Genomic DNA, 12,456 nt, shown 5'->3' on the forward strand with positions numbered 1-12,456 from the left:
ACTATTTTCCAAATAATTTTTCGTGCAACTGCTGTATCGCCTGTGGTAAACGCATACTGAAACCATTTAACAAGGATGCATCCATAGCAATTACTCTTTTATTTTTACCTGCTGTAGTTAAGTTAACACCTGGTAACTTCAAAATAGCTTCTTTTCCTCCTAAACTGGACATCCCAAAATCAAATAACAAAATAACTTCCGGATTGGCCTGAACTAAAGCTTCTGTATTATATGTTTTGTATCCTGTAAAACCTTTCATCACATTTTGAGCACCGGCTAACTTGATTACCGCATCAACGGCAGTTCCTGAACCAGATACACTCATTGCTCCTGCCCCACGTGCATATACAAACATCATTTTAGTTGCTTTACTCGATTTCCCCTTCGCAATTGCCGACTTTAGATCTTTCGATAATTGATCTGCAACCTGATTTCCCTTTGTAGTAACATTTAAAGATTGTCCTACTTTGCGAACCAATCCTGTTAATCCTGCCTCAGAAAATTCCTGTTTAAACAAAACACATGAAATATTTAAGGTCTTAAATTGCGCCAATACAGCCGCACTGACCTCTCCTTCAAAACCTAGTACGATATCTGGACGAAATGAAGCAATTCCTTCAGCCGTAATTGATCTGTTTTTGCTCACTTTAGGAATCTCTTTCACATAACTTGGATAATCGCTTGTCACATCAACAGCCACTAGATTAGCACCTAGCCCTAATGCATCAACAATTTCCGTCAAACTTCCACTTAAGGAAACAATTCTTTTTGGCGTGTTGCCCTGTGCTATAGCTACTGTATAGCTAGACCATAAAATGATGACAAGCGCAAAATTATTTAATATTTTCTTCATATAATTTGTTCATTTATGAAGAACAAAAATGGGCTTATTTAAACTAATTACAAATAAAGAGTTCTGTTTGCAATACGCTTACACTAATACACAAGAATAGACATAAACAACTTAAATACTCTGGTTAACAATAAATTAACTAAACAGCAGGGATCATTATGTCATTTAAATAATATCATATTGCACAAAAATTAATACGCTTTGCACAAATCAAAATACACAATGCATAAATAAACTTTGGCATTTTATGGAGATACTTGCATTATTATTTAGAATTATTACAAATAACTTTGAAGACAACACACTATCTATGCCTGCTATTTAGTTTTCTTTTTCTAATCGGGAAAAGCAATTCAGTGCTTGCACAACAGAATGCGCAATTTCAGGGGCTTATTGTGGATGAATTACAAAGACCGTTGGCAGATGTTAGTATTTTAATCGAACCAGACCGATCTACGACAAAAACAGATAATCGGGGAAATTTCATAGTCAAAAAATTATATGCCGGAACATATACTTATACTTTAAGTGCAATTGGATATGAAACCTTAACTGGCTCTATTGAGTTGATCGCAAAAGATAAGCAGCTACATCGCTTCCAGCTTCATAAATCGAATCAAGTTTTAGATGAAGCATTGGTTACGCAAGAGATTCAAAACCGTCCAACATTAATTGATCCTAAGAACTCTGCTATGCCGGTTACTATTATCGACAGGAAGGCAATTGAACTTATGGGGAGTAGACGTTTGGACGAGGTCTTAAAAGAACAGACAGGTATTGCTATTGTTAACAATACTGCTGGCGGTAACCGTTCTGTAGGTGTGCAGCTGCAGGGATTCTCTAGTGAATACGTCATGATCCTTATTGACGGACAGCCGATGCTCGGCAGAAGTTCCGGTAACTTTGACTTATCACGTATTTCGGTAACAAATATAGAACGTATAGAGATTATCAAAGGGGCTTCTTCTTGTCTTTATGGGAGTGATGCACTGGGAGGAGCGATCAATATCATCACCCGTTTAGGTAAAGTAACTCCTCAAATGCATGCAAATATTAACTATGGAAGCTTCAACGTATTGGATGCAACTTTAGAGGGTGAGACTTCCTTTAATAAAAATAGAGGAACAGCTTTACTATCTACGAATTACTACCGTACGGATGGTTTTAATACAAACAAAAAATTTCAGTCAAGCGGAACCACAGTCCCACCCTACCAAACTTTTTCCATCCAGGGAAAAGTAAGACATCAATTGAAAGATAATCAGCATTTCATTGGCGCTTCAGGGCGTTATAACTATCGCCAATCCGATATGCACCGTGGTTACGGACAAGATTTCAGCACGCTAGATCAACAAAAAGAGACTGACATCAATGCTTCATTGTTCTACGATAGCCGTTGGAATGAACGCTGGAAATCACTTTCTACCTATTACGTATCGCATTATCAATCCGATAATAAAGTAACAGCACAGCAAAACAATGCCAATTTAGCTTCAGACAATTTCACACAGATGGTCCATCGTCTGGAACAACAATTTGCTTATCAGTCAGAAGGCTTAAATGTGACTATGGGACTAGGTGGAGCTATAGAAGCTATGGATCTTGCTGAAAATTTTGACAACAAAAATCAGAAGAACTTCTTTTTATATTCCCAAGCGAATAAAACAATCGGAGAAAAAACCACTGTTGTTGCAGGATTGCGCTATGACCAGACAGACAATTACGGAGGGCGATTAAACCCAAGTTTAGGTGTGACCTATCAATTACTGCCTCAGCTTGCTTTGAAAACAGGTATAGGAACTGGATTTAAAGCTCCTGACTTCAAGACCCGTTATCAAGTGTTTTACAACCCTGCTGCCAATTACTACGTTATCGGCAATGAAGTTTTAAACAGTACTCTGGATGAAATGGATGCCGCAGGACAAATTTCTGAACGTCGCAATTACATCATCAATCAACTTGATGGTAACTTAAAAGCCGAGCACAACACCTCAATCAATGCAGGTTTGACCTGGAAGCCGTTAACGAATACAACAGTAGAAGTCAATGTATTTCGTCATCAGCTTAAAAATCAAATCAATAGTATACAGGTTGCTACAGGTATGCAAAACATGGCGATTTATTCGTATCAAAATTTACCAAAGTCAGTCAATAAAGGATTTGACATATCTTTTTCTACTCGGGTGTTAGAAAAAATCACAATCAATGCAGGTTATCAATACCTGATTGCGAAAGATATGAGTGTTGTTGACAGCATAAAACAAGGGAATTGGCCATTTAATACCTTAAGAGATCCAAAGACCGGAGAGACATTTACGCCAACATCAAAAGACTACTGGGGCTTAGAAAACAGATCAAGACATCAATTCAACATAGGTGCAATTTATCAAGCTCCTTGGAATCTGACAATAAATGCACGTGCTAACTACAGAGGGAAGTATGCATTTTCAGATGCAAATGGCAATCATTTTATTGATCGTTTTGACACATTTGTCAATCAGCATATTCTCTATAATGCAACTATTGAAAAAAAGTTTGACAAACTTCCTTTAACTGTCCGGGTGACTGGAGAAAATCTCGGAAACTATATTAATTATTTAATTCCAGGCCAAATTGGTCGAAGTTTATCCTTTGGCCTATCCTACAGATTAATAAAGTAAAAAGATGAAATTATCCATAAAAATACTCTTTTATAGTTGCATAGCAACAGTGTTTACTTCATGTTTTAAACCCAACATTGAGCCAGACATCTTAGCCGACGGAAAAAGTACGATCATAAAAGATCTTGCTGGTGATGTAAATGCTTATGTCGGAGCAGGTGTCGGTGGCGGAAACCCCAAAGAAACAAGAGACTTTTATACTTTCCTATTTCGGTTTTCAGATCAAAACCAGACTTGGTTAAAAAATCATACCGATTCGGTAACGAACTTTGCAAAAACAGATTGGGATCTTGCCTTTACAGGACAATACAATGGAACAATTTTTATAAATGATGGAACGATGGAAAATAATCCCGCTTACGGAAATCCATCAAGACACCGAGTTGTACTGATTAAAAAGCCATATGACCAGGTCGATTCTGCTCCTGAGGATATTGAATTTGAAAACTCAAAGATAAATGCATTCGGTATTATTATGGATGCCGAGTCGTCAGGCTGGTATGATTATAATATACAGCGTCATCTGGTACAGGCCATGCCTGACCGCACCTATGTCATCCGTTTAAGTAATGGGAAATATGTCAAGCTACAAATGATCAGTGTATATCAGGGTATTCACAATTTTACGCCGATTACTGACCTTTACTGGCCTGCCCCCTACTTTACTTTCCGATATTTCATACAAGAAGATGGAACAAAAAATTTAAAAACGAGTAATTTATAAAATTAATAAGCAAATATCATGTTAAACTTAAAAATCAAAGAAGCCACAAAAAATGGCCATCAAGAGTTAGAAAAAAATGTTATTTTTAAATTGAAGGCTATTGAAAATAACTTAGATTATGCAGACGTATTGAAATATTTCTATGCTTATTTTAATGCTGCAGAAGGAAACATTGAAGCGGCATTACCAGCAAGCTTAGCGTCTTACTATGCCACACGCAGAAATGCATCACATGTTGCCAAAGATATCATTGAACTAGGTGGTAGTTTAGAAAACTTACCTGAAGTTGTGTTACCGACGATCAGCACAAAAAACCAAGCTATCGGTGCTCTTTATGTACTAGAGGGATCTATCATGGGCGGGCCACATATTGTCAAAATGCTTCAACATAGAGGTATCAATTCGGGATTTAACTTTTTTAATGGTTATGGTGACCAATCAATGGAAAAATGGGCGGAGTTTACTGCAATAATCAATGCAGAAGTTGCCGAAAATGACGAGCAAGAAGCTATCGATGCTGCATTAGCGACATTTGAAGCATTTACCAATACATTTAATTCAAAAGCAGTTATCTCGTAATTTTAAATCCGTGTAATCATGAAATCATCACACAAATTAAAAAGTATCCTGTGTGTTAGTGCTATTGCACTGACCTCTTTTCAATTTACAGCTTGTAAAAAAGATAAAGTTGAAGATCCAAAAGAAGAAGAAGTTTTCAAAACTGAAGGACTTAATGTTGCTGTACCAAGTGGTAAAACCATATTTTACGACTTAAAGAAACAAGAAGATGCGACAGAAAGCTCTTATACTTTTAAACTTTCAGGCATGTACGGGTCTCGTTTAGATTTGGGAAACCAAGGCTATCAAATGGGATATTTTGACTTGAAAAATACGAGTATCAAAGATATTAAGTTGACCAATACAGCAGACTTTAACCAATTGGATGTTAAAGAAACTAATTTTTTAACTATAGATGCATCCACTGCAGGAGAACCGGCAAACGGTCCAACTTGGATTATTTATGACTATAAAAATAATCATGCTGTATACCCGACTGCAGATCGTTATATTGTATTCTACAAAAAAGCAGACATCACAAGTGGTGCACAAACTGAAGTCATCATTATGCAAGCAGATAAAGTAACAGCTAAAGATGGAAATGCACGATACCAATTAAAATCGGAATCGCATGATATCAATATCCTCAAAGAAAAAGAAGTAAAAACAGGTACTGTTGCTGTTGCTTCTGGGAAAACAGTATTTTATGATTTATTAAATGATAAAATTACTGAAACTGTCGAAACAAGTCTAGTAAATTTCTCAGGAACTTCCGGTACAACTCTTAAACCAAGTACAGCAGCTTATAAATTTGGATATTTTGATTTAAAAGGAAAGGCTATTGAAGATATCAAAATCGCGAACTTAAAAGAACTTGATTTTAAAGAAGCAACATCATTAGGATTAGATGCCACAAGCATGAACGTACCAGTAACAGGTCCAACATGGATGGTGTACGCAGGTGCTCCAACACATGCTGTATACCCTACTGCTGATCGGTATGTAGTATTGTATAAAGGAACATCCTTATCTGAAAATCCAAATGAAGTCATCATCTTCAAAGCAAATGAACTCGTTACTGCAGGTAGAGATGTGACCTTTAAATTGAAAATAAAACAGTTCATAAAATAGACCTAAAAGTCAATTTTTATAATAGCATGAAGCATCTTGATTTGTATCAAGATGCTTTCTTATTTTTAGTACGATGTATGATATCTCCGTGATATTCGGTCTCTTTTTTGAAATCAACTGATTTCAGCATAACTTAGGGAAGGTAAAAAAATCTTAGATCTGATCATTTTACGCAGCAATACAGACATTCAAACTACTGCAACCATATTGCTTATACTGCATTTTATTTCCGAACCCTAGTCAACAATATAAATAAGCTATTTAAAAACAGCGTTACTTATTTCTTGTTTAATTGGAAAGTCCTATTATATTTGCCGTTCGATAATACTATTTACATCTCAAAGATCTACAACGTGCAGCCTATGAACACTCTTGTGTTGATAAGAAGCTCAGACCTGTTTGAAAGAACATAATTAACTATTGATGAAAAAAATCAAAGATATTACGACACTAGGATTCGCCTTATTTGCTATGTTTTTTGGAGCTGGGAACTTACTGCTTCCTCCTTTTATTGGATTAAATGCGGCAGATCAATGGGACTGGGCAATAATAGGTTTTGGGCTTACAGGTATTTTACTTCCTCTGTTAGGCGTTTTATCGATCATCAATTCAGGTGAATCATTCAAAGATTTAGGTAATCGAACTCATCCTTATATAGCCACCATCCTGGGTATCATCATCATGCTGGGTATAGGGCCTCTAATTGCCATTCCGAGAACAGCCGCGACTACTTTTGAAGTAGGTTTATTGCCTGCATTTCAGAACTTATCTCCCATCTGGGGTTCAATACTATTTTTTGCGGTTACTTTTATCCTTTCTATCCGCCCTTCCAAAGTCGTGAATGTAATTGGAAATTTTCTAACACCGTTACTTTTGATTTTATTGATCGGTATGATCATCATGGGAATTTTGTTTCCTTTATCACCGAATACCGCACATCAGATGGAATCCATGCAAGCCTTTAAGCTTGGTTTCATAGAAGGGTACCAAACATTGGATGTGTTGGCTTCAGTCATTTTTAGCAGTATTATTATCGCTGCAGCAAAAGCCAAAGGATATGAAAAACTTAAAGATAAAAATAGAATCGTCACGAGTGCAGGTTGCCTAGCAACATTTTGTTTATTATTGATCTACGGTGGTTTAGTTTTTTTAGGGGCAAAATCTGGATATCCTTTATCTCCAGATGTAAAAAGGGCAGAGTTACTCCTGTTTATTTCGCATAAAATCTTTGGAAGCTATGGCGTGCTTGCCATTTCAGTCAGTATTGCTTTAGCGTGCCTAACTACTGCAATCGCCTTAACTTGTGCTGTAGGTACATTTTTTAGTCAGCTGTTTAATAATCGAATTACCTACGAGTGGATTGTCATTATTTGCTGTCTCTTTTCGGCAGTACTTGCCATAACCGGCGTGGAGTATATTATTCAAATTGCTTATCCATTTTTAGCATTCATTTATCCAATTGTAATTACCCTCGTACTCTATGTACTTATCTTTGGTCGTTTGATTAAATCTAGACTACCCTACATTGGAGCTTTAGCAGGAACAACACTTGTTTCTACAATTTATCTCTTAGCAGGATTTGAAATACATATTAAAGGAGCTGAAAATATATTAGCATCAATTCCTTTGGCGACATATGAACTGTGGTGGGTTATCCCTTCAATTGTTGGATTTTTATTGTTTTTGCTCTTGGATAAGTTAAAAGTTAGCCGCTAGATATAATATCCTAAAATGGGTTGTTGTCAAAGAGTATGATAACAACCTTTTTTCATAACCGCTATATACAAAACCAAATTTCCCGTCAGAACTATTGCTGGTGCAAGATAAATGTGGCTATCCTCATGCATTTACAGCATCAGCAAACAATTATAATTTCAAAAGAAGAGCTTGTGTCATACCGCGGTATTTCGACTAGAAGTTTAAATCGTGTCTTAAAAAGGTTGAGCCACGAAGTCAACATTAAGAGTTAATACTTCGCCACTTTTTATACTTAATTTTAACTTTATTAATTTTAAAAGAAAATTACAGCTACAATAGCATCTTAAAAAAATAGCAAAAGTCATGGTTTAGTAACATTCTCGATCTATTCTAAAATTTCCCGTGTTAAAGAATAATAAAACAAAAAAAACGCGTTATATTACTACCATTAACTTAATAAATAAAAGAATGCAAACACGTAGAAACTTCCTTCACAACACCGCTAAAGCAACCTTGGCTGTCGCAGTATCGGGCAGTGTTTTAACTAATTTAGCCCAAGCTGAACCTGCACGTAATCAAGCCGCTCCTCTTTCTTTTAGTCAAATCAAACTTCCTTATACTTATTCCGACCTCGAACCCAATATTGATGCCTTAACAATGGAAATCCATTACACGAAGCATCATACTGCATATATTAAAGCTATCAATGAGGCAATAGTGGCAGAAAATATTACTGAAACTTCTGAAGAGCAGTTGTTGGCAAATATTTCTAAATATTCTGCTAAAGCACGCAATAACGCTGGTGGGGCTTGGAATCATAATTTTTTCTGGGAAAACCTATCTGGAAAACAAACGGGTCCTTCTGAAAAAGTGATGCAATTGATCATCTCATCTTTTGGATCAATGGACAAATTTAAAGAACAGTTTGCGGCTGCGGCGACTTCAAGATTTGGTTCAGGCTGGGCCTGGTTAATCTTGGACGATTCAGGTAAGCTAAAAATAACATCAACCGCTAATCAAGACAATCCATTAATGGATGTGGTCGATCAAAGAGGTATTCCAGTTTTAGCATTAGATGTATGGGAACATGCCTACTATTTACATTATCAAAATAAGAGAGCAGATTACATCAAAAACTGGTGGAATGTAGTGAATTGGAATAAAGTACACGAAAGACTTGCATAATATATAAAATGAAAATGTCTTCCAAATTGGAAGACATTTCTTTATAGACTGAAAATTTATAGGATAAAATAGGGATAGATTATCCTAAAATCTCTTTCAATTTATTCACTTGAAAATCAGCTAATTTTTGAAGAGGTCCTGAAGCGATCATTTTCATCATCATATTCAAGTCAGCTTCAATCGTAAATGTTGCCACTGTTACGTTAGCCGAAACTGTTGACAAAGTCCATTTTAATGTAACATCAAAAGGAGCCTTTTCAGATGGAACTAGTTTTATTTCTTGATCTTCTATCCTTTCGTCTACTTTCAGGGCCAACTTAGCCATATTCTGAATTGTAAAGCGTGCCTCATCGGCAGTTGACGACCAATTATAAATATTCTCAGGCATCAATTGCTCATGATTATTTAAGTCTTTCAAAAAAGCATAAACCTCCTGAACCGACTTTTCAATTGTTACATTGTTCTGAATAGTTGTCATAAAAATTCCTTTTTATAAATTAGACAATTGGTGACCAGGTTGAAGGATTTTTTCTCCAATCTTTTAATAACTCAACATCTTCTTCAAAAATAAAACCATTTTCTGCAGCCACTTGAATGAGTGAATTGTAATCACAAAGACTATGTAAAGTACATTTTGCATCAGCAAAATTCTTTGTTGCTTCATCCAGACCATATGTGAAAATAGACACTAGACCTACCACATTACATCCTACCTCACGTAAAGCTTTTACCGCAATTAAACTACTTTTACCCGTTGAAACTAAATCTTCAACAACAACAACACGTTGACCGCTAACAATCTCACCTTCAATCATATTTTGACGACCGTGATCTTTAGCACTGCTTCTCACATAAGAAAATGGTAAGCCCAAATCTTGAGCAACTAGTACACCTTGTGGAATACCTGCAGTAGCTACACCAGAAATCATATCCACTGATCCAAATTCTTCTTGAATCAACTTTGAAAGCTTCTGACGAATATACGTACGGATTGCTGGATACGATAAAGTAATACGATTATCACAATAAATTGGAGACTTCCAACCCGATGCCCAAGTAAAAGGGTTTTTAGGTTGCAATTTTATTGCTTTAATTTGCAATAAGGATTCGGCAACTTTTTGTTCAACCTCATTTAAATTATTCATGTCGCAAATTTATAAAATTTATATGAACCAATCTGTGCTAATTTTGGCAGATTTTGTTCCCACGGGTATTAAAAACCCTCAAACTATTGATGTTCAAGATATTGAACTTGAAAAACTTTTTAAATTATCTGAACAAAATGACATTCCTAAATCATTTTTATATATTCATAAAGACTGTGAATTGATTTTCCATAAATTAAAGGAAAAGAATAAAATCATAAAAGCGGCCGGAGGCTTAGTGAAAAATGGCGATGGCGACTATTTATTCATCTTTAGATTAGGCAAATGGGACCTTCCGAAAGGGAAAGTAGAAAGTCATGAAAAGATGAAAGAAGCTGCTGTAAGGGAAGTGGAAGAGGAATGTGGCATAAAAATAGATTACCTCGGAAAGAAAATACAGACATCATACCATACCTATTATTTGAGAAATGGTGATTTTATCCTGAAACAAACCAATTGGTATGAAATGGGTGTTAATAAAATCCCTAAACTCATACCTCAAACTGAAGAGGATATCACCAAAGCAGAATGGTTAGATAAACATAGTCTGAAGCAGGTAAAACAAAATACCTATCCGATCATCGCAAATATTTTAGAGGAAAACTTGTAATTATTAAATTTGATTGACATTAAACTGGACTTGAATCAGTAATTTTAAAACATGGAAAATATAGCTGGGAAAAAAGCACTCGTCACTGGTGGTGCTCGTGGATTAGGAAAAGCAACTGCTATCGCACTAGCGAAAGAAGGTGTTCATGTGGCTATCACAGGTCGTAACGAAGAACTTCTGAAAACTACGGTAAAGGAATTACAGGATATAGGCGTACAAGCTACTTATGAAGTTTTTGATGTTTCAGATTTAGCAGCTGTGCAGGAAGCAATAGCAAAATTGAATGCTTCATTTGGTCAGTTTGACATTATCATCAACAATGCCGGAATTGCAGCCTTTGGATCTTTAGTGGATATGGATGCCGAAACTTGGACAAATATTATTAACACAAACGTATTGGGTAGTTACCACGTAACAAAAGTAGTACTTCCACAGTTGATTGAAAAAAATGAAGGTGACATTATTTTTGTTTCTTCTACCGCAGGGCTGAATGGAGCCGCAACGACTTCTGCTTATAGTGCATCAAAATTTGCTGTAATCGGTATGGCGGATTCGTTAATGCGGGAGGTCCGTAAACATAATATTCGCGTTTGTACGCTAATGCCAAGCACAATTGCTTCGGATATGTCCACAGATCTCGGATTAACAGATGGAAATCCAGAATCAGTATTGCAACCTGAGGATTTTGCAGAATTGATTATTGCAAACTTAAAATTACCAAGAAGAGCGATGTTAAAATCTGCTTCGCTTTGGTCAACAAATCCATAATATAATTTAAAGGAGCATCATGCTCCTTTTTTATTTCATTTAAATCATTTTATATGAGCATTCTATTTTCAAGCCTTAGCCTAAAAAACATAAGTTTAAAAAACAGACTAGTCGTTTCTCCGATGTGCCAATATTCGGCTGTAGATGGTTTTGCCAATAACTGGCACCTTGTTCATTTGGGACAGTTTGCAATGGGAGGCGCCGCCGCCATTATTCAGGAAGCAACGGCTGTTTCGCCCGAAGGAAGAATCAGTGCCGGAGATCTAGGGATTTGGAAAGATGAACAAATCGAAAAATTAAAAGAAATAACGACATTCATAAAAGAACAAAATTCAATACCTGGCATACAGTTAGCACATGCTGGACGTAAAGCAAGTTCAGGCAAACCTTGGGAAAATCATTATCAAATTGCACCGGATGCTGAAAACGGATGGCAAACAGTTGCACCTTCTGCTCTGGCATTCAGACCCGAGAAGGACATAGCCCCTCGTGCCATGACCTTAGATGATATCAAAAAAACAATTACTGATTTTCAGCTAGCTACGAAAAGAGCTGTCACCGCTGGCTATGATATTATCGAAATTCATGCCGCTCACGGATATCTAATCCATCAGTTTCTATCTCCCCTATCGAATGATAGAACTGATCAATATGGTGGTTCTCTAGACAACAGAATGCGATTTTTAAAAGAAATCATTGAGGCCGTTCAGCATGAACTTACAACACAATCGTTATGGGTCCGTATTTCTGCGACAGACTGGGCTACTGATGGCTGGGATCTGGAACAGTCTATTACTCTTGCCCAAGAATTGAAACAAGTAGGTGTTGAAGTAATTGATGTTTCTACTGGTGGAGCAGTTGCACATCAAAAAATTAGTCCTGCAAAAGATTACCAACTACCTTTTGCTGCGGCAATAAAGAAAGAAACAGATCTTATCACAGCAACTGTTGGGCTTATCAAAGAAGCGTCGCACGCTGAACAAATCTTACAAGATAAAAAAGCAGACATCATCATGATAGCGCGTGCTTTTCTAAAAAATCCACATCTTCCACTCTATTTTGCAGAAACTTTAGGTGATCACATCGAATGGACCAATCAATACGCCCGTGCTAAATAATCTGGT

12 protein-coding genes are annotated in these 12,456 nt (G+C 36.4%); 9 read left to right on the forward strand and 3 right to left on the reverse strand.

Annotated elements, in window-relative coordinates:
- Position 1: 1 nt before the first annotated feature.
- On the reverse strand, positions 2 to 853 hold the full coding sequence (locus tag HCX49_RS10100; RefSeq protein WP_132842273.1) for a hemin ABC transporter substrate-binding protein: 852 nt from the start codon (positions 851 to 853) through the stop codon (positions 2 to 4).
- A gap of 290 nt (positions 854 to 1,143) precedes the next feature.
- Between HCX49_RS10100 and HCX49_RS10105 the strand changes: the two genes are divergently transcribed.
- The 6 genes from HCX49_RS10105 to HCX49_RS10130 all read left to right on the forward strand — a co-directional run bounded on the left by HCX49_RS10105 (position 1,144) and on the right by HCX49_RS10130 (position 8,809).
- On the forward strand, positions 1,144 to 3,513 hold the full coding sequence (locus HCX49_RS10105; RefSeq protein WP_237682751.1) for a TonB-dependent receptor: 2,370 nt from the start codon (positions 1,144 to 1,146) through the stop codon (positions 3,511 to 3,513).
- Positions 3,514 to 3,517: 4 nt separating this feature from the next.
- Positions 3,518 to 4,237 (forward strand): HmuY family protein, encoded by a 720-nt coding sequence (locus HCX49_RS10110; protein ID WP_168126968.1) that lies wholly within the window; start codon positions 3,518 to 3,520, stop codon positions 4,235 to 4,237.
- 18 nt (positions 4,238 to 4,255) lie between these two features.
- Positions 4,256 to 4,816, forward strand: coding sequence for a biliverdin-producing heme oxygenase (locus HCX49_RS10115; RefSeq protein WP_132842269.1), 561 nt, complete (start codon positions 4,256 to 4,258; stop codon positions 4,814 to 4,816).
- A gap of 18 nt (positions 4,817 to 4,834) precedes the next feature.
- The gene (locus tag HCX49_RS10120) at positions 4,835 to 5,926 is read left to right on the forward strand and encodes a hypothetical protein (protein ID WP_132842267.1); all 1,092 of its coding nucleotides are present in this window, start codon (positions 4,835 to 4,837) and stop codon (positions 5,924 to 5,926) included.
- Between the two features lie 423 nt (positions 5,927 to 6,349).
- Positions 6,350 to 7,642: a branched-chain amino acid transport system II carrier protein gene (brnQ, locus tag HCX49_RS10125; protein ID WP_168126969.1), complete on the forward strand. Its 1,293-nt coding sequence runs from the start codon at positions 6,350 to 6,352 to the stop codon at positions 7,640 to 7,642.
- A 450-nt stretch (positions 7,643 to 8,092) separates the two neighbouring features.
- The gene (locus HCX49_RS10130; protein WP_132842264.1) at positions 8,093 to 8,809 is read left to right on the forward strand and encodes a superoxide dismutase; all 717 of its coding nucleotides are present in this window, start codon (positions 8,093 to 8,095) and stop codon (positions 8,807 to 8,809) included.
- Positions 8,810 to 8,888: 79 nt separating this feature from the next.
- Here HCX49_RS10130 and HCX49_RS10135 read toward each other — a convergent pair whose 3' ends face one another.
- Together HCX49_RS10135 and pyrE are read right to left on the reverse strand one after the other, a co-directional pair.
- Positions 8,889 to 9,287 carry an SRPBCC family protein gene (locus tag HCX49_RS10135; RefSeq protein ID WP_132773065.1) on the reverse strand — a complete coding sequence of 133 codons (399 nt, stop codon included), beginning with the start codon at positions 9,285 to 9,287 and terminating at the stop codon, positions 8,889 to 8,891.
- Positions 9,288 to 9,306: 19 nt separating this feature from the next.
- Positions 9,307 to 9,954: an orotate phosphoribosyltransferase gene (gene pyrE / locus HCX49_RS10140; protein ID WP_168126970.1), complete on the reverse strand. Its 648-nt coding sequence runs from the start codon at positions 9,952 to 9,954 to the stop codon at positions 9,307 to 9,309.
- Between pyrE and HCX49_RS10145 the strand changes: the two genes are divergently transcribed.
- The 3 genes from HCX49_RS10145 to HCX49_RS10155 are packed head-to-tail and all read left to right on the forward strand — an operon-like array spanning position 9,953 to position 12,450.
- The gene (locus tag HCX49_RS10145) at positions 9,953 to 10,564 is read left to right on the forward strand and encodes an NUDIX domain-containing protein (protein ID WP_021190350.1); all 612 of its coding nucleotides are present in this window, start codon (positions 9,953 to 9,955) and stop codon (positions 10,562 to 10,564) included. The two genes, pyrE and HCX49_RS10145, sit on opposite strands and share 2 nt — an antisense overlap.
- Positions 10,565 to 10,615: 51 nt before the next feature.
- On the forward strand, positions 10,616 to 11,332 hold the full coding sequence (locus HCX49_RS10150) for a 3-ketoacyl-ACP reductase (protein WP_168126971.1): 717 nt from the start codon (positions 10,616 to 10,618) through the stop codon (positions 11,330 to 11,332).
- A 53-nt stretch (positions 11,333 to 11,385) separates the two neighbouring features.
- Positions 11,386 to 12,450 (forward strand): NADH:flavin oxidoreductase/NADH oxidase, encoded by a 1,065-nt coding sequence (locus HCX49_RS10155; RefSeq protein ID WP_168126972.1) that lies wholly within the window; start codon positions 11,386 to 11,388, stop codon positions 12,448 to 12,450.
- Positions 12,451 to 12,456 lie beyond the last annotated feature (6 nt).

The sequence above is a fragment of the Sphingobacterium sp. B16(2022) genome (genome assembly GCF_012030425.1).
Taxonomy (GTDB): domain Bacteria; phylum Bacteroidota; class Bacteroidia; order Sphingobacteriales; family Sphingobacteriaceae; genus Sphingobacterium; species Sphingobacterium anhuiense.

Coding starts and splice junctions, on each gene's coding strand:
- HCX49_RS10100 (WP_132842273.1), bottom strand. CDS start 853: ATGAAGAAAATATTAAATAATTTTGCGCTTGTCATCATTTTATGGTCT.
- HCX49_RS10110 (WP_168126968.1), top strand. CDS start 3,518: ATGAAATTATCCATAAAAATACTCTTTTATAGTTGCATAGCAACAGTG.
- HCX49_RS10115 (WP_132842269.1), top strand. CDS start 4,256: ATGTTAAACTTAAAAATCAAAGAAGCCACAAAAAATGGCCATCAAGAG.
- HCX49_RS10120 (WP_132842267.1), top strand. CDS start 4,835: ATGAAATCATCACACAAATTAAAAAGTATCCTGTGTGTTAGTGCTATT.
- brnQ (WP_168126969.1), top strand. CDS start 6,350: ATGAAAAAAATCAAAGATATTACGACACTAGGATTCGCCTTATTTGCT.
- HCX49_RS10130 (WP_132842264.1), top strand. CDS start 8,093: ATGCAAACACGTAGAAACTTCCTTCACAACACCGCTAAAGCAACCTTG.
- HCX49_RS10135 (WP_132773065.1), bottom strand. CDS start 9,287: ATGACAACTATTCAGAACAATGTAACAATTGAAAAGTCGGTTCAGGAG.
- HCX49_RS10145 (WP_021190350.1), top strand. CDS start 9,953: ATGTCGCAAATTTATAAAATTTATATGAACCAATCTGTGCTAATTTTG.
- pyrE (WP_168126970.1), bottom strand. CDS start 9,954: ATGAATAATTTAAATGAGGTTGAACAAAAAGTTGCCGAATCCTTATTG.
- HCX49_RS10150 (WP_168126971.1), top strand. CDS start 10,616: ATGGAAAATATAGCTGGGAAAAAAGCACTCGTCACTGGTGGTGCTCGT.
- HCX49_RS10155 (WP_168126972.1), top strand. CDS start 11,386: ATGAGCATTCTATTTTCAAGCCTTAGCCTAAAAAACATAAGTTTAAAA.